Origin of the sequence: Leeia oryzae DSM 17879 (assembly GCF_000376945.1) — a bacterium.
GTDB lineage: Bacteria > Pseudomonadota > Gammaproteobacteria > Burkholderiales > Leeiaceae > Leeia > Leeia oryzae.
In genome coordinates, this window is sequence record NZ_AQXU01000025.1 from 242,519 (window position 1) to 262,034 (window position 19,516).

The following is a 19,516-nucleotide window of genomic DNA, read 5'->3' on the forward strand; positions in this document are numbered from 1 at the left end:
CAGCCACCGGGTTATGACCAGCGCATTGGCACTGTGTCAGGCCGGTAAAAATTTCGTTTTATCATGTATTGGGACATGGCTGGATGCTATAACCAATTAGGCGAATGTACTGCCTCTTGCTTCCGGTCAGATACCCGAATCAATACATTGCATGTCGCCAGGGCACCCATAAGGTAAACAGGGCGGGAGATTTACATGTTTTCATTTTTGCTACGACGTATCGGCGTACTGATTCCGACTTTCCTCGGCATCACGCTGCTTACCTTTACACTGATCCGGCTTATCCCCGGAGACCCGATCGAGGTGATGGTCGGCGAGCGCTCGCTCTCCCCAACACTGCACGCAGCCGCCATGAAACGGCTCGGACTCGATCAGCCCATTGCCACCCAGTATATGAACTATCTGGGGCAGCTGCTGCACGGCAATCTCGGCACCTCGCTGAAAACCCAGGAAAACGTCTGGGTAGAGTTTAAAACCCTGTTCCCGGCCACGCTGGAACTGGCGCTGGCTGCGCTGGCCTTTGCCACCATCGTTGGCTTGCTGGCCGGCATTATCGCCGCCATCAAGCGGGGCTCCATCTTTGATCATGGCGTGATGACCATCTCGCTCACCGGCTTCTCGATGCCCATTTTCTGGTGGGGCCTGATCCTGATCATGCTGTTCTCGGTACTGCTAGGCTGGACGCCCGTATCCGGACGCCTGGATCTGGCCTTTGACGTTCAGCCACAAACCGGCTTCATGCTGATCGACGCCTGGCGAGCCGAGCTGGCAGACCCGAGCCTGAACGCGGGTGCCTTCAAAGATGCCGTCAAACACCTGATTCTGCCTGCCATTGTATTGGGTACCATTCCGCTGGCCGTGATTGCCCGGATGACCCGTTCTTCCATGCTGGAAGTGCTGCGCGAAGACTATGTCCGTACCGCCCGCGCCAAAGGCCTGTCGCCTGCCCGCGTGATTTTTGTCCATACCCTGCGTAACGCCCTGATCCCGGTACTGACCGTGATTGGCCTGCAGGTAGGTACCCTGATGGGTGGTGCGGTCCTGACCGAAACCATTTTCTCCTGGCCCGGTATTGGCAAGTGGCTGATTGACGCCATTGGTCGCCGTGATTATCCGGTAGTGCAAAACGGCATCTTGCTGGTGGCATCGCTGGTCATCCTGACCAACTTTATCGTAGACATCCTCTACGGCATCGCCAACCCGCGTATCCGTCACGCCAAATAAGTGGAACAACAACATGGCTAACGCAAAAACCTTACCAACAATGGCCGTGGCTGAAGAGCCGGTCATTAACTATCCATCCCCGCTGAAAGAGTTCTGGCTGGGTTTCTCCCATAACAAAGGGGCAGTGGCCGGTCTGGCCTTCATCTGCCTGATCGTGATCTGTGCGCTGTTTGCACCGTGGCTGGCACCCTACAGCCCGATCGAACAGTTCCGTGACCACTTGCTGACGCCCCCTTCCTGGGCACAAGGCGGTTCATCTGCCTTCCTGCTGGGCACGGATGAAGTCGGCCGCGACATTTTGTCCCGCCTGATTCATGGCGCACGTCTGTCGTTGCTGATCGGCCTGTCATCGGTGGTAATGTCGCTGGTACCCGGCATCCTGATGGGCCTGCTGGCGGCGTTCTTCCCGCGCTGGATCGGCCAAGGCATCATGCGCCTGATGGACATCATGATGGCCCTGCCGTCGCTGCTGCTGGCCGTGGCGATCATGGCCATTCTGGGGCCTGGCCTCATCAACGCGATGATCGCGATTGCCGTGGTCTCGCTGCCAGCCTATGTGCGCCTTACCCGTGCCTCTGCCATGACCGAACTCAACAAAGACTATGTCACTGCGTCCCGCGTGGCCGGTGCCGGTCTGTTCCGTCTGATGCTGATCACCGTACTGCCTAACTGCATGGCACCGCTGATCGTGCACGCCACCATGAGCTTCTCGTCTGCCATTCTGGAAATCGCCGCACTGGGCTTCCTGGGCATGGGCGTACAGCCACCGACACCAGAATGGGGCACCATGCTGGCCTCTGCCCGTGACTACATCGAAAGCGCCTGGTGGGTTGTGACCTTGCCGGGCCTGACGATTCTGCTATCGGTACTGGCCATTAACCTGATGGGTGACGGCCTGCGCGACGCGCTTGATCCGAAACTGAAGCGTGCCGCCTAAGGAGCCCCCATGACTACGACACAAACCCCATTACTGAATATCAAGAACCTGTCGGTCGAGTTCGGCTCGGTCGGCAACCCGTTCCGTGCGGTCGAAGGCCTGGACCTGACCGTCCAGCAAGGCGAAATCGTCGGTATCGTCGGTGAATCCGGCTCCGGCAAATCCGTCACCATGATGGCCATGATGGGCCTGCTGGAAGGACAAGGCCGCATTGTGGCCGATGACCTGACCTTTGACGGCAAGAACCTGCTGACCATCAGCGGCCGTGACCGCCGCAAGATTGTCGGCAAAGACATTGCCATGATCTTCCAGGACCCGATGACCTCGCTCAACCCGAGCTACACCGTCGGCTACCAGATCATGGAAGTGCTGAAAGTGCATCAGGGCCTGCGCGGCGCCGCACTGCAGGCACGCGCCCTGGAACTGATGGAACTGGTCGAGATTCCGGCCGCCAAAACCCGTCTGCACGCTTACCCGCACCAGCTGTCTGGCGGTATGAGCCAACGGGTGATGATTGCCGTGGCGCTGGCCTGTAACCCCAAGCTGCTGATCGCCGATGAACCAACCACGGCGCTCGACGTGACCATTCAGGCCCAGATCATGGACCTGCTGGTCAACCTGCAAAAAGAGCGCAACATGGCGCTGATCATGATCACCCACGATCTGGCCGTGATTTCCGAAGTCGCCCACCGGGTGGCCGTGATGTACGCAGGCCAGGTTGTCGAGATCGGCAAGGTACCCAACCTGTTCCGTCATCCGACCCATCCGTATACCGAAGCCCTGCTGGCCTCGATTCCGGAACACAGCAAAGGTGCCCGCCGCCTGTCTACGCTGCCTGGCATCGTGCCCGGCCAGTACGACCGTCCGAAAGGCTGTCTGCTTTCGCCTCGTTGTCTGTATGCCACCGAGCATTGCCACCAGGAGCGTCCGGGCATGACCCAGCATGACACCGGCGCCGTGCGTTGCTTTTACCCATTAGTTGACAAGGAGGCCGTATGAGCGCTGTCGTGTTACAGGCGCAAGATCTGACGCGCCACTATGAAGTATCCCAAGGTCTGTTCAAGCCAAAGGCTCACGTCAAGGCACTGAACGGTGTTTCATTTTCGCTGTCGCCCGGCAAAACGCTGGCCGTGGTGGGGGAATCCGGTTGCGGTAAATCCACGCTGGCCCGCCAGCTGACCCTGATCGAACCACCAAGTGCTGGTTCGCTGATTCTGGACGGCACCGACATTGCCCATGCCGACAAGGCCCAGTTGAAAGCCATGCGTCGCAAGGTGCAGATGGTGTTCCAGAACCCGTATGCCTCGCTCAACCCGCGCCAGAAGATTGGCGACCAGCTGGGCGAACCACTGGCGATCAACAGCGACCTGACCAAAGCCGAGCGCGAAGAAAAAGTGCGCGCCATGATGACCCGCGTTGGCCTGCGTCCGGAACATTACTACCGCTATCCACACATGTTCTCTGGCGGTCAGCGCCAGCGGATTGCCATTGCGCGCGCCATGATGCTGCAACCCAAAATTGTGGTGGCCGACGAACCGACTTCTGCGCTGGACGTTTCCATTCAGGCACAGGTGCTGAACCTGTTCATGGACCTGCAGGAAGAGTTCCAGACAGCCTATGTGTTCATCTCTCACAACCTGTCGGTGGTAGAACACGTGGCCGATGACCTGATGGTGATGTATTTGGGTCGTGCGGTGGAAATGGGCCCGAAAGAAGTGATCTATAGCCGGCCAATGCATCCGTACACGCAAGCCTTGCTATCAGCTACGCCGTCCGTGTTTGCGGAAGACCGCAGTATCAAGATCAAGATTCAGGGCGAATTGCCCAGCCCGCTCAATCCGCCGACCGGTTGCGCTTTCCACAAGCGCTGCCCGTATGCCACCAGCCGTTGCGAGCAAGAAACCCCCCTCCTGCGCGCGCTGGAAGGGCGGGATATCGCCTGTCACCACGTCGAAACCATTCCGACCAATATGGCCTGATTGGACTTTGCAACCCCGCTGCCACTTCCCCTCTTGGCAGCGGGCGTTTTTTGCAGCACAGAAAGGAAACTTTCATGAGCAACGCCCCCCTGTTTAGCGCAGAAACCTACCAGCAACGTCGTCAGCAGCTTGCCAGCCAGCTTCAAGGCCAAGGCATCGCCCTGATCATGGGCAATATTGATTCGCCCATGAACTACCTGCACAACATCTACCCGTTCCGGCAAGACAGCTGCTTTAGCTACTATTTCGGCCTGCAGGCGCCGGACCTGGTCGGCGTCATCGATCTGGACACTGGCAACAGCACGATGTTTGGCGATGACCCGAATCTGGACGCCGTAGTCTGGACCGGTCCGCTACCCGTACTGGCCACACGTTCGGCCCGCGCCGGCATTACCGCTACCGCCACCCTCAGTGCCTTATGCGATGTCGTCAACCAGGCAAAAGCCCAAGGCCGCAGCATTCATTACCTACCCCCCTATCGCGGTGAAACCGTCATTACGCTGGCAGACCTGCTGGGTACAACGCCCGCCGCCATCAAGGCCGGCGCTTCCGTGCCGCTCATCAAAGCCGTGGTCGCCCAGCGAGAAATCAAGTCCGCTGACGAAATCAGCGAAATGACCGCCGCGCTGGAAATCACCGCACAAGTGCACGAACTGGCGATGCGCCTGACCAAGCCTGGTCGTTTTGAATACGAAATCGTCGGTGCCATGGAAGGCCTGCTGCGCAGCCACGACCTGCAACTGGCCTACCCGAGCATCTTCTCCAAACGCGGCGAAGTCCTGCACAATGGCAGCCACCTTAATCAGCTGCAAGATGGTGACTGGGTCGTTAACGACACCGGTACCAACAGCCGCATGAACTACGCCAGCGATATCACTCGCACCCTGCCTGTCAGCGGCCAATTTACCGAGCGCCAGAAAGCCCTGTACAACATCACGCTAGACGCGCAGCTGGCAGCGATTGCCATGATGAAACCGGGCGTCACCAATCTGGCGGTTCACAAGCACGCCTGCCAGAAACTGGTTGAAGGCCTGATCCCGCTGGGGCTTTTCAAGGGTGATCCGGCAGAGATTGTCGACTCCGGCGCCTATGCACTCGTGTTCCAGTGTGGTCTGGGCCACCAGATCGGCATGGATGTGCACGATATGGAAAACCTCGGCGAAGCCTATGTCGGCTACGATGAACACAACGCACGCAGCACCCTGTTTGGCATGCGCAACCTGCGCATGGGCAAAGCCTACAAAACAGGAATGGTCATGACCGTAGAACCGGGTCTTTACTTCATTCCACAGCAGATTGACATGTGGGCAGCCGAAAACCGCCACGCCCACCTGATCAATTACGATACCTTCCAGCAGTACAAAGATGCCGGCGGTGTACGGATTGAAGACGAAGTCCTGATTACCGATACGGGTTGCCGCGTCATCGGCAAACCGATCCCGAAAACCGTGGACGAAGTCGAAGCCTTGATGGGCATTGGCTAACCGGCCTGCGCTACTGCCTTAAGCCTACAAAAAAAGCCAGCACAATGTGCTGGCTTTTTTTTGCATCATATCGTTCGGTAACAGGGTTATACGGCCACCACCGCTGGGTGTATATCGCTGCGCGATACACACCAAACACGCATCCCTACCTTACAGTCACTCAACCAGCTTACCGTTGAATGAACTCGATCTTGTAGCCGTCCGGGTCTTCTACAAAGGCAATCACGGTCTTGCCGTGCTTCATCGGCCCCGCCTCGCGCGTCACTTTGCCGCCTTTGGCCCGCACGGCATCGCACGCGGCATAGGCATCCGGCACCTGCACGGCCAGGTGGCCAAAACCGTTCCCCAGGTCATAGCTTTCCGTATCCCAGTTATGGGTCAGCTCGATCACCGTATGATCGGTCTCATCCCCATACCCCACGAATGCCAGCGTAAAACGCCCGTCCGGGTAATCATCCCGGCGCAGCAGTTTCATGCCCAGCACATCGGTGTAAAAAGCGATGGATCGATCCAGATTACCCACTCGGATCATGGTATGGAGTAAACGCATGGAATACCTTTCTGAAGAAAACATGGCAGCCACTTTCGGCTACCTGCATACGGGGGGATAGATCACAGAATAGCAAAAAAAATCAGGCGGTAGGCAGCCAGTGCAGACCAGTGATCGGCCCAGGAAAAACATGCCCGGCCCTACCACTGCAACCACTGACGCCCTTGCAGCTTCAGCTGCTTCCGGCAGGCCAGATAATCTGGACACAAGACGGCCACTTGCGCCCAAAAGCGCGGGGAGTGGTTAAACTCGACCAGGTGCGCAAGCTCATGGCAGATCACATAGTCGATCAGTTCAGGCGGTGCCTGCATCAGCCGCCAGTTCAGGCGAATGGCGCCGTCACTGCGGCAACTGCCCCACTTGCCGCGCGCAGATGACAACCCCAGCGGAGGCACTTTCTTGCAACCCATCCGGTGCGCAAAGTGCGCCAGCCGCGGGGAGAAATACGCCAGCGCCTGCCGGGCATACCAGTCCGCAATGGCCGACGGCACCACCTCTTTGGGTTTGCCAACCGGTACGCGAACCACCAGAAATTGGGCGTCACGCTCAACATGCACAGATCGGCCGCTGCCAGGCAACAGCGCGATGGTCAGCGACTGCCCCAGCCAGTCGACCTGGGAGCCATCGGCAAAATCAGGGGCTACTGGGAGTTGTTGCTGCCGGATCAGGTGCTTTCGCAACCATGCGGCTTTGGCATCCAGAAATGCTTGGGCATCTGTCAGTGTGGCGCGTGGTGGCAGATGAATCGTCAGACCGGCATCGCGGATGGTCAGCCCTACTGTCTGCCGTTGGCCTGTGCGGACTTGCACCGGCCAAGGGTCTTCCTCATCGTCGGCATCCGAAAAGGTCAGCCAGTAAGCACCTGCATCATCCGTGCTTAACTGGACTGACGGATGCGCGCGACTTCGCCTTCTATCCATGCGTGAGCTGCGTTGGTCATGCCGGCCAGGTCTTTGCCCTCCGGCCAGATGGGTGCGCCAATCGATACCTTGATGGTGCCCGGACGCTTTTTCCAGCTGTTCTTCGGCCAGTAATCACCGGCATTGTGGGCCACCGGCACCAGCGGTACCTCCAGCGCACGCGCCATGTCGGCCGCGCCCTTCTTGTACTTTACCTTGGCGCCGGGTTCGGTACGTGTCCCCTCCGGGAAAATCACGATCCAGAACCCGTGCTCCAGACGGTCTTTGGAGACGGCCAGCATCTTGTTGCGGGACTCCACGCCAGCGGCACGGTCAATAAAGATGGTAGAAATCGTCGCCAGCCCCCAGCCAAAAAACGGCAGGTACAGCAGCTCTTTTTTGGCGATATACACTTGCGGCGGAAAAATGGACTGCAGCGCCATGGTCTCCCAGGCCGACTGGTGCTTGGCACAGATAATCGCCGGTTTCAGGCCTTTGAGGTTTTCCAGCCCTTCCACCTCATATTTGATACCGCACAGGTGCTTGATCACCCACATCATCATGCCTGTCCAGCCGTAGGTACTGACAATGCGGTAACGCACCATCGGTGGCAACGGCAGCACCAGCGTGCCAATCAGGCAATAAATCGGGGTAAGTACCAAGGCGGCAATGTAAAACAGAATCGAGCGGATAGCGTTCATGGTAACGGGCAGGTTTCCTGAATTGACGCGAAATTAACGGGACAACAGATCATCAGCCACAGCGGCCAGATCATCCATGACAAGGGTACCGGCAGGCAAACCGCCTTTGGCAAGCGTGCGCTCGCCTTTACCGGTTCTGACCAGATACGGAGTCGCATGCAGCGCCAGCCCGGCTTCCAGATCCCGCAGGCTATCGCCGACTACCGGCACCCCTTGCAAATCCGGCAAGCCGTAGTGGGCAACCAGGTTGCGGAACATGCCCGGCAGCGGTTTGCGGCAATCACAATCCACATCCGGCCCGTGCGGGCAAAATTCGATGCGATCAATCTTGCCGCCCAGCGGGGCCAGCAGATCATCCAGCTTCTGATGCATGGCGCCCAGCGTGGCCAGGTCAAAATATCCCCGGGCGATGCCGGACTGGTTGGTGGCCACCGCCACCGTCCAGCCCGCCTTGCATAGGCGTGCAATGGCTTCCAGACTACCGGGTAGCGGAATCCATTCGTCCACGGATTTCACATACTCGTCACTGTCGTGATTAATCACGCCATCGCGGTCAAGGATGATCAGTTTCATGCGGCGCTTACTCGGCCAGCAGGGCGATTTCCGCCACCTGGTTCATCAGCGCGGCCAGTTCGGACAACAGGGCCAGACGGTTGTTCCGCACCGCCATGTCCTCAGCCATCACCATCACGTCAGCAAAGAAGGCATCTACCGGCGCACGCAAACTGGCCAGCTGCTTCAGGCCCGCCGTGTAGTTGCCGGCTTGCAGCTCTGCATTTACCTGTGGTGCAGCTGCACGTGTCGCCTCAAACAAGGCTTTTTCAGGGGCTTCTGCCAGACGGGCAGCATCCACCGCTGGCAAGATGCCTTCCACCTTCTTCAGAATGTTACGGATACGCTTGTCAGCGGCCGCCAGTGCAGCGGCCTCTGGCAGGGCACGGAACTCGGCCACTGCCACCAGTTTGGCGCGAATGGTATCCAGCCGGGTCGGGTTCAGCGCCAGTACGGCATCCACTTCGCGGGCATCAAACTCGCCGGCCAGCAGGTTACGCAAACGGTCCTGCATAAAGCCCAGTACACCAGCCACAACGTCGCCAGACAACTTGCCCGCTTCAAAGGTGGATGCCGTCATGTTCAGCAACTGCTGCAAGTCGATTGGCAGCTCGGCCTCGACCATCATGCGCAGCACGCCAAGCGCAGCACGGCGCAAGGCAAACGGGTCTTTGTCACCAGTCGGAATCAAGCCGATACCGTAGATGCCCACCAGCGTTTCCAGCTTGTCTGCCAGCGCTACGCTCAGCGCTACATGGCCTTGAGGCAAGGCGTCACCGGCAAAGCGCGGGTGATAATGCCCTTCGATGGCATCGGCCACCTCAGCATGTTCGCCATCAATCTGCGCATAGTAACGGCCCATGATGCCTTGCAGCTCAGGGAACTCACCCACCATGTCTGATACCAGATCGGCCTTGGCCAGATAAGCAGCACGCGCTGCCAGTGCACGGTCAGCGCCCAGCAGGGCCGCAATTTCACCGGCCAGGGTTTGCAGGCGGGCAATCCGTTCCAGCTGGGAACCCAGTTTGTTGTGGTAGACCACATCGGCCAGACGGGCGACACGGTTATCCAGCTTGGTCTTCTGGTCTTGCTCAAAGAAGAACCGCGCATCAGACAAGCGGGCACGCAACACGCGCTCGTTCCCCTGGATGATATGGCTTGGGTCGTCCGTCTTCAGGTTAGACACCACCAGGAAAGTCGGCAGCAGTTTGCCCGCAGCATCCAGCAGCGGGAAATATTTCTGGTTCTGCTGCATGGTCAGCATCAGGCACTCTTGCGGCACTTTCAGGAACTCGTCCTCGAAACGGCCCACATACACCACTGGCCACTCCACCAGTGCTGCCACTTCATCAATCAGGGCTACGTCTGCACCGATGGTGGCATTCAGGCTGGCAGCCGCCTGACTAAGTTCTTTTTCAATCAATGACTTGCGGGCGGCCACGCTGGCGACCACTTTACCGTCTTCAAACAGCACACGCGCATAGTCGTCGGCGTGGGCAATGGTCAGTTCACCACTGGACAAGAAACGATGACCACGCGTCACACGGCCGGACGTCAAGCCCAGCAGTTCAACTGGCAGCACTTCATTACCCAGCAGGACGATCAGGCTTTTCACCGGGCGTACAAACTGCACATCGGTATCACCCCAGCGCATCACCTTTGGAATCGGCAGTTTCTTGATGGCGGTAGTCAAAACGTCCGGCAACAGGCTGGCCAAGGCCGCACCCGGTTTGCTGCTACGGAACACAAACACATCCTGCTTGCCATCAGACATGGTCTGCAAGACCGATACGTCTACCCCGCAAGAGCGGGCAAAGCCCTGCAAGGCTGGCGTTGGCTGGCCGTCTTTCATGCCGGATGCAACGGCAGGTCCCTTGCGCTCGATTTGCTGCTCGGGCTGGATAGACGATACGGCGGGGATACGCACGGCCAGACGGCGCGGACTGGCAAATGGTTGCAGTTCGACGTCTGCCCCTACCAGTTGCAGCTTGACCAGCTCATCAAATACCGTTTGTGCAAATACCTGGCCCAAGGTGGCCAGTGCCTTGGGAGGTAGCTCTTCGGTCAACAGTTCAATCAATAAAGTTTCTTGCATTGTCTTTCTCGCCCCAGACGGCAGCCTGCGGCTGCCGTTGTATTGAATTCAGTATTCCAGTCTGCAGCGCCTTACACTTTCGCAGGCGCTTCTCCGGCACGAATGGCCTTTACATGGTTCATCCACTCATCGCCAAACAAGGCAGCCACACGCGGGTTATCCAGCTGGCACATCGGGAAGCCCAGTGCCTCGCGGCTGTTGTAATACGCTTGCGCCACGCCACGGGCCAAGTTGCGGATACGGCCGATATAGGCGGCACGCTCGGTCACGGAAATCGCACCACGGGCATCCAGCAGGTTAAAGGTATGGGCGGCTTTCAGCACCATCTCGTACACCGGCAGCGCCAGGCCCACGTCCAGCAGACGCTTGGCTTCAGACTCGTAGTAGCCAAACAGGTGGAACAGTCCTTCCACGTTGCTGTGCTCAAAGTTGTAGGTCGATTGCTCGACTTCGTTCTGATGGTACACATCACGGTAGGTCACTTGCGTGCCATCCGGGGCAATCGACCACACCAAGTCGTAGACGTTTTCTACACCCTGGATGTACATGGCCAAACGCTCGATACCATAAGTGATTTCACCCAGCACCGGCTTGCAATCAATGCCGCCCACCTGCTGGAAGTAGGTAAACTGCGTTACTTCCATGCCGTTCAGCCATACTTCCCAACCCAGCCCCCAGGCACCCAGCGTCGGGTTTTCCCAGTCGTCTTCCACAAAGCGGATGTCGTGCACGGTCGGGTCTACACCCAGCGCCCGCAAGCTATCCAGATACAGCTCCTGAATATTATCCGGAGAGGGTTTCATTACAACCTGAAACTGGTAATAATGCTGTAAGCGGTTCGGGTTTTCGCCATAGCGGCCATCTTTAGGGCGGCGGGAAGGTTGCACGTAGGCAGCGTTCCAGGGTTCCGGGCCGATTGCACGCAGGAAGGTGGCGGTATGGCTTGTACCAGCGCCCATTTCCATGTCGTAAGGTTGCAGCAGGGTGCAACCGTGCTTACCCCAAAATTGTTGCAGCGTGAGAATCATTTCCTGAAATGTGCGCATGCTATGCCGTACCCAATCAAAACAGAGAAGCAGGGGCTCTACCGCACCACTGCCTCAAAAAACGGTTTTCAAAACAGTTGATTTTACTTGGAATATTCACCGACTGAAAGCTCAGCATGTCAGAAACCACGCAACTGCCCCTCTGCTACCTGTCCAAAGACCTGAGAAAACTGGAATCCGACGCTCAAGCGGCCTCGCCGCAACCGTCACTGATGGAACGAGCGGGCCAGGCTGCGGCAGAATGGTTCAGCCAGCATGTGTCAGCAGACCAGCGGACATTGATCCTTGCCGGGCCGGGAAATAATGGTGGAGACGCCATCGTGATGTCCCGCCTGTTGCAGCAGCAAGGGTATCCGGTAGACACCGTCTTGCTGGGTGACCCAGCCCGGCTGCCTGCAGATGCCAGCGATGCCTGGCAAAAATACCAGCAGGCAGGATACAGTGCCAGCCATGTCTTGCCCGCCCCGCAAGCATGGGACTGGATCGTGGACGGCCTGTTCGGCATTGGCGTGAGCCGGCCTTTGGATGGCCTCTATGCCGATGCCGTAAACTACACCAATGAGTATGCAAACCACGTGTTTGCTCTGGATATCCCCAGCGGCCTGGCAGCAGATACTGGCGTCGCCACCGGGCCAACCGTCATCGCCGACTACACGCTGACCTTTCTGGGCTGGAAACCCGGCCTGATCACCGCTGACGGCAAAGACTTTGCCGGCCATGTGCGACTGGCCGATCTGGGGATTGCCCCAGGCACCAGCCATGGTCGCCTGCTGAACGCCATGCCGGCCACCCTCGCCCCCCGCAAATACAACAGCCACAAGGGCAGTCACGGGTGCGTCGGTGTTCTGGGCGGGGACCGCGGCATGGAAGGCGCGGTACTACTGGCAGCCAGAGCAGCCCTCAAGCTAGGAGCCGGCAAAGTGTTTGCCAGCGCCTTGGGCGATGTACCTTTAGACATGAATACACTACAGCTAATGCGTGCCGCACCGGCTACCCTGCTGGAAATGGAACTGGATGTATTGGCAGTCGGCCCCGGCATGGGCGATAGTGCCATGGCGGTCGAGCTACTGGAAAAAGCATTGGCACTGAATATGCCGCTGGTTCTGGATGCCGATGCCCTGACGCTCCTGGGCCTTCACGCACACCTGCAAACCGCCACCGTGCTGCGCGAAGCACCCACCATCCTCACCCCCCACCCGCTGGAAGCCGCCCGGCTACTCCCCACCAGCATCGAGACACTGCAGGCCGACCGGATCACTCATGCGCTAGAGATTGCAGAACGCTACCAGGCCACCGTCGTCCTCAAAGGCTCCGGCAGTGTCATCGCCAGACCGGACGGCCACTGGTGGATCAACACAAGCGGCAACCCCGGCATGGCCGTCGCCGGCATGGGCGACGTCCTCACCGGCATCATAGCCGCCCTGCTGGCACAAGGCATGGATGCCACCGACGCAACCGCCGCTGCCGTATGGTTACACGGTGCAGCGGGGGATCATGTGGTAACGGAACAAGGGGGGATGATTGGGGTAGGGTCGGAAGAATTGATGGCTGTTGCGCGTTCGCGGATGAATATGGCGATTTACAACTAGCAATCATTCAAATAGCATACCCATTTTAGGAGTATGCATATGTCAAAAAATATTTTGCGGTTTTTGTTAACCATCACAGGATGCACTGTAGCGCTCTCGACCCAGGCAAGCAATATGGCTAGTGATTTGGATGGAGAATGGCGGTATACAGAAAACCAATGTACGGATTATTTCTTTTTCTCTGAAAATCACTTTAAAAGCGTCAGCAATAAAGAAACCATTGAAGCAAATGTCAGTGTACTGCCGCTACCGGACAACTCCCCTACCCAGCTACAAGTCAACCGGGAAGTCACATACGACTCATTAGGGCCAGACTGCGGTGGCGTAGATAAAAATGATACGGGAAAAAAAGACACCCGCTACATCAAATTCAATACAGCCAAAGACCAGTATGCCATTTGCCGCAATCAACAAGGTACGCAGTGCTGGGGACCCATTGTGAAAGCACAATAGACATTAATCAGGTCTCAAGTGGACAGACCTGATTAATTCATATTTTCTATGCTGGGTCGCTCCATCTTAATAAACGGCAACAATCGCTCAAAAGCCTGCAAGGCTTCTTCTGCCGAGATATCAGCCACATTGCGACTTTCCTTTTGCAGTAATTCATATGGCACGCCCCACGGATGCCAAACTGCCGCATCCGAATTACCAAAGAAGCATACGATTGGCTTACCCAACCCAGCACCTACATGCATGGCACCTCCATCACTGCAGATCATCGCATCACAAACTGAAATCGCTCCAATCAGCTCTTCCAGCTTTTCTGTCGGATAGGCAAGAACCGGCAAGTCTTTCACGGCCTCCATAATTTCGGCCGCCTTACGGTCATCCCCAGGGTGGTGCGGATTGTGCTCATCTCCGGGCGACCAGAACAACAGAAACTGCGCGTTATACTTTGAGTACAAGTCACGCATTAACGTAATAAAGTGGTTAGCCGGCCAGCGCTGAGGAGGTTTACGGGAAGATATGTGGATGGCAAGCGTAGGTACAGTCTTCTTATACCAATGCTGGATAAGGAGCTTTGCTCTAACACTCGCAACCTCAGTCTCATCAGAATGTATAGAAACAGGCAAAGGCTGATCCGTAATATCAAATACGGATAATAAGCGCTGCAGATTTTCAACCTCATGCATACCTTCTGGTCTTGCATTATTTACTCCCAGATTTATATATTTTCCAAGCTTGTTGCCATCCTCGATAAAACCAACAATATGCTTAGGGTTTAACGCTCTTGCCAAAGCCAAAGGACGTGGCAAGCATCCTCCATTAGCCAAAATGACATAGTCGTAACTTTCGTTACGCATTTTCCAAAGCATGCACAACCGAGAAAAGTGCACACCCAAAAAGGATTGGTCAGCTGTACGATGCTTTGCCTTGGTATAAGAAAATACGCTATCCAATTCAGGAAGGTTCCTAACAACAGGTAGGTTGTAACTATTAACCAAAGCATCAATCTGAGCATCTGGAAATTTTTGACGCAATTTTCGAATTAACGGTGTTGTACAAATCAAGTCGCCGATATTATCGCGTCTAATAACCAATAATTTCATATGTAAAATCTTCTAATGAGCAAAAAAGCTTTTTCTGGGTTATTCCAATTTAGAACTACCGACGCGAGGAGGATATGGCAAAACATCTGGAAATGAAAAAACGATTCTCTTTGCAAAACAAGAATCAATATTTAACGCAGACAATTTATCATATTTAGTCGTAAGTTTAAAATAAAAGCGAGTCAATCCATTCGATAATATTGCAGCAGGATATTCAGCATGTGTTGCACGAGGGTCTAATGATAGAAATCCTTGAGCGTCACCCACATAAACAATATTATTCTGCGCCAGCAGCAATGTTCTTGAAGAAGTTGGTTCAAATTTATAGTTAATGCCAATTTCATAGTACCCAACAGAAGAATTGTCGAGGCTAACATAATCACCATGTGCATCATGTCCGACTCTACACATAACTTCAGGCCACTTTTTATTCCCCGAGCGATGCCATACGATAGTCATTGGGGACATCTTATCCGGTATATAGTTAAGTAGAATTGGCTTATAAAACCACCAGTTTGCACTCAAATTCCAAGGTTGCCAATTCTCAGAACTAGTCTTTGCAGTTGTTATAACGACATCTGGCAAAGCAGCAACTTTGCTTGCAAACATATTACGAACATCGCCTAGCGCATGTATGACTGAATCAACTGGCACTGGCGGATGTAAGTTTCTAATTGCACTCCACAAGCCCCAATACTCCTCAACCACAGAAATAGTAGAGCTATGGCGAATAACCGAGATATAAGATCTCCATGTTATAGGGAGAAATCCACCCAATTCATGAACATAAAAAAAGGACTTGCTATCTTTTGCTTCATTCAATACTTTGTGATATTGATATGCTTGATAAAAAAGAACATTTAAATTTATCAGCAATACACTGCAGATAGCAATTTTGATTTTTGAATTGTGCACATATCTCAAAAATCCATCTAACGCAAGTTGACGCAAGGCAAATCTAAAGACCCAGAAAGCAAGAATAAAAATAAAAGAAAATTTTAATATTTTATACCAAAAAACAAATGCTGCCATATAACCAAGATGGCCACCTAATGATGCGACAAGACCCCCAGCATACTCAGCAAAGCCGATGTATGACAGCAAAAACAGTGAAAACTTCTTCCTTATTAGAGCGAAGAAAAAAACAGCAATCATTACTAATAATCGCTGCCCCAAATCAAGTAATAATTTGTCAAAAAAATCTGAGAAACTTAATATTCTTGCAGATTCAGACCAGCCACCAAAATACCAATATTGATCCAATCTTACCGAAAAAAAATTATAATTAAACAGATTAACAGGATGACCTAATGTCACAACATAGTACGCAAGGCAAGCAGTTACTATCGAAGTCGCGAAACAAATAACAAATAACTTCACACTAAATTCATTATCAGAAATTGCTTTTATCAACAAAAAAATTGCCAACAAGAAACCACTCACCAAACCATAATCGTTTGACCATAACACAGATAACCCAACCAGTACTGAAACAAAAATGGATTTTCTTGCATAGGAAATATCACATCTATCAATAAGTATCCAGAATGACACCAACAAATAAGGCAGAAAAGATCTTAGCGGCCTTAAACTATTTCCAGGACTAAATCGCTCAAGCAACAAGCCATAGACATCAGGATAGAAGATTATGAAATAGGATAGCGCAAGCGTAGCCGAAAAAATCGCAACAACATTTTTATTGCGTCCATTTGTAAGAAGGTACGAGGCAACAGCAATGCTATATGTACTTGTGAGACAAACAACAAAATTTGAAGTCGCAACAGAAGCTGAGAAATTAGCACCCAAGATATAAAATATTGGATACATAAACCAATTAAGACCAATCCCGAGATATGGATAAAAATCTTTACCAGGAAACAACCCATCCTTTATACGAAATAAACCACTTGCCGTTTGAAATGCGCCATCAAGATGAAATATTGGAACATAAACAGCCTGTGCGAGGCCAAAAAACATCCCCGTTAACAGCATCAATGCTATTGAAGAAATAAAAAACAAATTCTTTTTGTATTTTACTAAATTTATGGACATAAACGCCTAACAAACTGCTTAAAACTAGAATTTAGATGGTGGATTATATAAACCAAGACATGCCATAATTAAGGTTTTTAATACAATTAAATTCCCTTTAAAACCAGAAATTTTGGTAGGAATCTCTCCGATTGGATACATACGTGAAGTAGGCAACTCAATGCACTTATAACCTAATCTTGGCGCTCTGTAAGAGAGATACGCTAATAGCTCATATGCGGAAAAAACCGACCTGAACGGAGCAATTCTTCCATCTAAAAGCAGGCGGCTACTATATGCACGAAAACCTTGTGTTGTATCAGTCCACTTAAACCCTGAAGCGAGACTTAGCAAGGGGGCATGAATCAAACGAATCGCTACATAACGGCTAAATGGTGTATTTTCAGAAATACCACCGGGGATAAATCTCGAGGCTTGGGCAAAGTCATAACCTTGATCTAGCGCACGCAAAAAATTAGATATAGCAACCGGGTCATCTTTATCGTTTCCATCAATCGTTACAATACCATTGTAACCTAATCCAAGCGCAAAATAATAAGCGCACTGCAGCTGAGCGCTTAACTTTCCAGGCCCAGTCTTTGTCAAAAGTGCACTTACGTTATATTTTGATAGAATATCAACACCCAATGAACCATCAGTAGAACCTCCATCCACGATAATAATATCTGCTTGGGAAGCAATAGCAAGCGCATGCATTTTCATCAGAAGACTTTTAATTCGCAAGCCTTCATTAATCACAGGGATTACAATACAATATTTACATTTTTTTTCAGCGAGAATAAATTTCTCAAAAAGTGGCACACAAGCCCCAGACAGGGAATGTCCAAATTGCCCATTAATTGACATCACCTATACTCCATAAATATTAAACTACTTTTACTGTAATAAAGAAAACGCCACAGATAACCAGCACTATTCCAAATATTGTGGACCAATGAAATGATTCATGGAAGAATAAACTTGACAATATAGCAACCACCGCCACGGCACCAGAGGTCAATATAGGATGGGCAATATTAAGCGGCAAGCGCGCTAGCGCCGCCGAATATAACAAGAATGCAATTCCATACAAACTAAGCCCAGCCCAAAATGGCCAGTTATTTAGCAATGAGCCAGGATCCTGAATTGAGGGAAATTTCCTTGGCGCGATCATTGCTAATTTTATTAGGACACTAGCAAATGCATTTGAAAATATGCCTAATAACAAAATAAGCCATTTCACATTAGCGCCCTTTGTTGGTTCGATCTGTAATTATGAATAACAATATCAAGAGCCTGCTCGATATTAGCAAGCCCATTCGCATCATTAGAATTAAGCATTTCAATTGTAGCAATATGTTCCGGCAATTTTTCTGAAATTAATTTTCCAGCAACATAATGAAAATCTGAATCTTGAATACAAATCAAGTTCGGCTCACTGAGGTGTACATGACCGATAATATCTGCATATTCCAGCAAGGTGTAGCCGACATCTTCTTTATTAATCTGCAACGCACCAGTATCAAGTTGCATTCGTATTGCAGGGTGAGCCACGCTACGCACAACAGCAGCTGTCTCCATCGAATTTCGCAGATAGTTACATCCATAAATCGCAGGATTTGGTTCAAGACAAATAATCATATTCAAAGAATCTGCAAAATCACCGAGACGACGAAAGAAGTCAACAGCAATCGTTCTGGCTTGACTATCTGTATATGAGAGTCTATCCCTATTCTTAGGAGAACCAAATACTAAATATTTTGCCCCTAAGCCAGCCCCAACATCACATACCGATTTTAAATACTCAAGCATTTCTGCTTGTATATCTGGCACCCCAAAGAGATTTAAATTTCCCATTCCAAACATTAGGGATTGCATCCCAATAATTTCAATGCCTCTATCCTCCCACCAGCATCTGACCACATTTAAATCATTTACTGAAACAGCTTTCAGGGAAGGAAAATATTTTGTTGGTGCAACATCGATTGCATCTATATTCCTTTCTGCAAGAATGTCGGCAACATGCTCATCCTCAGCAGGATTCCAAGCTATGTTAGAAATCGAAATTCTCATAACTGGGGCTCCTTGGCATTACTCAGCTCTGACTGAGCATATGCACGGATTGCAAGTAATACCTCTTTCTTACTGTACTGATACAGATCATCCGTCCCAAAAATACTCGCAAATTTGGATCGGAAATCATATTTCGAAGGTGGACTATTACACTGATTTTCAAAATCTATTCCAAAGGCATATCTAGCTACTTCCTCAACAGAAATGGGTACGGAGGTTAAATGAATAAGAGAAAGTGACGCTTTAAGTGCCGTTTCAATATCAGACCACAGATTCACCATTGGGTAGAATTGAAATACAGATCTTGAGTCAATACTAGTAATGTTATTATTATGAAGGAAATCATAGATTATATTCTTTCTTAGACCTGGGCCAACTAGACCTGGCAATCTTACGATCAAACTCTTCTCGAAGTTCTCTTGAACAAATTTCTCAAGAAATCTACGATGCAATCCATAAGCATGCAAACCCAGTTCATCGACACGACAAGATTCATCGACTTCAATTGGCGACTTAAAAACATCAACAGTGCTAATCAATATGAAATTATTACACTTTACTGATTTCAGATTACCAATCAAAGCACACATATTTTCGTAATCTTGTGCGGGATTTTTATTTGCAATCCATTTCTGTGCAGGAGCAGCGGCACAAACCACAGTATCAAATTCATTATCTGAAATATCAGCTATATTTCTCGAATTGTAGAATGCAGAAAAGCAAGTCTGTTTCCGCAAGGTTGTTCCCACAAACCCAGTCGCTCCTACCAGCGCATTCCCCATATAAATTTTAGAATTCATAAC

General features: G+C 52.1%; 19 protein-coding genes. 7 read left to right on the plus strand and 12 right to left on the minus strand.

Going from position 1 to position 19,516, the window contains the following annotated elements:
* Positions 1 to 195: 195 nt before the first annotated feature.
* From F552_RS0114565 to F552_RS0114585, 5 genes are all read left to right on the plus strand, one after another.
* The gene (locus F552_RS0114565) at positions 196 to 1,224 is read left to right on the plus strand and encodes an ABC transporter permease subunit (RefSeq protein WP_018152492.1); all 1,029 of its coding nucleotides are present in this window, start codon (positions 196 to 198) and stop codon (positions 1,222 to 1,224) included.
* Between the two features lie 13 nt (positions 1,225 to 1,237).
* Positions 1,238 to 2,161 (plus strand): ABC transporter permease subunit, encoded by a 924-nt coding sequence (locus tag F552_RS0114570; protein ID WP_051078328.1) that lies wholly within the window; start codon positions 1,238 to 1,240, stop codon positions 2,159 to 2,161.
* A 9-nt stretch (positions 2,162 to 2,170) separates the two neighbouring features.
* Positions 2,171 to 3,160, plus strand: coding sequence for an ABC transporter ATP-binding protein (locus tag F552_RS0114575; RefSeq protein WP_018152494.1), 990 nt, complete (start codon positions 2,171 to 2,173; stop codon positions 3,158 to 3,160).
* Entirely contained in the window at positions 3,157 to 4,140 is a 984-nt protein-coding gene (locus F552_RS0114580; protein ID WP_018152495.1) for a peptide ABC transporter ATP-binding protein, read from the plus strand. Before F552_RS0114575 ends, F552_RS0114580 begins: the two co-directional genes overlap by 4 nt.
* A 74-nt stretch (positions 4,141 to 4,214) precedes the next feature.
* Positions 4,215 to 5,624: an aminopeptidase P family protein gene (locus tag F552_RS0114585; protein WP_018152496.1), complete on the plus strand. Its 1,410-nt coding sequence runs from the start codon at positions 4,215 to 4,217 to the stop codon at positions 5,622 to 5,624.
* Between the two features lie 169 nt (positions 5,625 to 5,793).
* Here the strand turns inward: F552_RS0114585 and gloA are convergent, their stop codons facing one another.
* From gloA to glyQ, 6 genes are all read right to left on the minus strand, one after another.
* Positions 5,794 to 6,174, minus strand: coding sequence for a lactoylglutathione lyase (gene gloA, locus F552_RS0114590; protein ID WP_018152497.1), 381 nt, complete (start codon positions 6,172 to 6,174; stop codon positions 5,794 to 5,796).
* Between the two features lie 140 nt (positions 6,175 to 6,314).
* On the minus strand, positions 6,315 to 7,094 hold the full coding sequence (locus tag F552_RS19525; RefSeq protein WP_018152498.1) for a M48 family metallopeptidase: 780 nt from the start codon (positions 7,092 to 7,094) through the stop codon (positions 6,315 to 6,317).
* Positions 7,052 to 7,774, minus strand: coding sequence for a lysophospholipid acyltransferase family protein (locus tag F552_RS0114600; protein ID WP_018152499.1), 723 nt, complete (start codon positions 7,772 to 7,774; stop codon positions 7,052 to 7,054). Before F552_RS0114600 ends, F552_RS19525 begins: the two co-directional genes overlap by 43 nt.
* 33 nt (positions 7,775 to 7,807) lie before the next feature.
* On the minus strand, positions 7,808 to 8,347 hold the full coding sequence (gene gmhB, locus F552_RS0114605) for a D-glycero-beta-D-manno-heptose 1,7-bisphosphate 7-phosphatase (protein WP_018152500.1): 540 nt from the start codon (positions 8,345 to 8,347) through the stop codon (positions 7,808 to 7,810).
* A 7-nt stretch (positions 8,348 to 8,354) separates the two neighbouring features.
* On the minus strand, positions 8,355 to 10,421 hold the full coding sequence (gene glyS / locus F552_RS0114610; protein ID WP_018152501.1) for a glycine--tRNA ligase subunit beta: 2,067 nt from the start codon (positions 10,419 to 10,421) through the stop codon (positions 8,355 to 8,357).
* A gap of 71 nt (positions 10,422 to 10,492) precedes the next feature.
* Complete coding sequence (gene glyQ / locus F552_RS0114615; RefSeq protein ID WP_026182760.1) at positions 10,493 to 11,467, minus strand: glycine--tRNA ligase subunit alpha; 975 nt, start codon at positions 11,465 to 11,467, stop codon at positions 10,493 to 10,495.
* Positions 11,468 to 11,583: 116 nt separating this feature from the next.
* Here glyQ and F552_RS0114620 point away from each other — a divergent pair, with 116 nt between their 5' ends.
* Together F552_RS0114620 and F552_RS0114625 are read left to right on the plus strand one after the other, a co-directional pair.
* Complete coding sequence (locus tag F552_RS0114620) at positions 11,584 to 13,056, plus strand: bifunctional ADP-dependent NAD(P)H-hydrate dehydratase/NAD(P)H-hydrate epimerase (RefSeq protein WP_018152503.1); 1,473 nt, start codon at positions 11,584 to 11,586, stop codon at positions 13,054 to 13,056.
* Between the two features lie 39 nt (positions 13,057 to 13,095).
* The gene (locus F552_RS0114625) at positions 13,096 to 13,509 is read left to right on the plus strand and encodes a hypothetical protein (protein WP_156802341.1); all 414 of its coding nucleotides are present in this window, start codon (positions 13,096 to 13,098) and stop codon (positions 13,507 to 13,509) included.
* 32 nt (positions 13,510 to 13,541) lie between these two features.
* On the opposite strand, the gene F552_RS0114630 is transcribed toward F552_RS0114625, so the two are convergent.
* From F552_RS0114630 to F552_RS0114650, 6 genes are read right to left on the minus strand one after another with little or no spacing between them, the layout of a single operon-like run.
* Positions 13,542 to 14,609: a glycosyltransferase family 9 protein gene (locus tag F552_RS0114630; RefSeq protein WP_018152505.1), complete on the minus strand. Its 1,068-nt coding sequence runs from the start codon at positions 14,607 to 14,609 to the stop codon at positions 13,542 to 13,544.
* Between the two features lie 39 nt (positions 14,610 to 14,648).
* Positions 14,649 to 16,661, minus strand: a complete 2,013-nt coding sequence (locus tag F552_RS0114635) for a glycosyltransferase family protein (protein ID WP_026182761.1) — start codon at positions 16,659 to 16,661, stop codon at positions 14,649 to 14,651.
* 24 nt (positions 16,662 to 16,685) lie between these two features.
* Positions 16,686 to 17,507, minus strand: a complete 822-nt coding sequence (locus tag F552_RS0114640) for a glycosyltransferase family 2 protein (RefSeq protein ID WP_051078330.1) — start codon at positions 17,505 to 17,507, stop codon at positions 16,686 to 16,688.
* 19 nt (positions 17,508 to 17,526) lie between these two features.
* Positions 17,527 to 17,883, minus strand: coding sequence for a DMT family transporter (locus tag F552_RS20395; RefSeq protein ID WP_083917521.1), 357 nt, complete (start codon positions 17,881 to 17,883; stop codon positions 17,527 to 17,529).
* Complete coding sequence (locus F552_RS0114645) at positions 17,880 to 18,713, minus strand: sugar phosphate isomerase/epimerase family protein (protein WP_018152507.1); 834 nt, start codon at positions 18,711 to 18,713, stop codon at positions 17,880 to 17,882. Before F552_RS0114645 ends, F552_RS20395 begins: the two co-directional genes overlap by 4 nt.
* Positions 18,710 to 19,513 carry an NAD-dependent epimerase/dehydratase family protein gene (locus F552_RS0114650; protein WP_018152508.1) on the minus strand — a complete coding sequence of 268 codons (804 nt, stop codon included), beginning with the start codon at positions 19,511 to 19,513 and terminating at the stop codon, positions 18,710 to 18,712. Before F552_RS0114650 ends, F552_RS0114645 begins: the two co-directional genes overlap by 4 nt.
* Positions 19,514 to 19,516: the final 3 nt, after the last annotated feature.